Consider the following 467-nt stretch of genomic DNA (forward strand, 5'->3'; position numbering starts at 1 on the left):
TCATCCTCTTCAGTAATAACATATTCAGGAGCAATATTTAACCTGTAGTTTAATCCTTTCAGGATGTTATACCCGATTCCTACGTTACCAAAGATACGCGTAGAGTTTGCTTTATTTTTGTTATAGGCAAGAATTGCTGCCGGGTTGAAGATTCCGGAGATTGGCAATCCTCCATAAGTACCATCATCCACAGACCCTAAATAAATAGATCCGTCAGCATTATAAGCTGGCTCCAGTGGTGATGTGAAATATTGGGATAAAACCGGGTTAGCATAAGCACCACCATTAGGTAATGTTCTGGTAGTAGTATTGGCAACCTGGATATCCGTGTTGATCGTTAATCGGTCTGTTGCCTTATATTCTAATTTAGTAGAAGCACTGAACCTTTTGAAATCAGAGTTTCTGTAGATACTTTCCTGCTCAAATGTACCGAAAGATGAATAGTATTTAAACCTATCGCTTCCTCC

General features: G+C 39.2%; 1 pseudogene. It reads right to left on the bottom strand.

Going from position 1 to position 467, the window contains the following annotated elements:
- Positions 1–467, bottom strand: a pseudogene (locus tag AOB46_RS23570) (SusC/RagA family TonB-linked outer membrane protein); the annotation flags it as partial.

Origin of the sequence: Chryseobacterium indologenes, assembly GCF_001295265.1 — a bacterium.
GTDB lineage: Bacteria > Bacteroidota > Bacteroidia > Flavobacteriales > Weeksellaceae > Chryseobacterium > Chryseobacterium indologenes_A.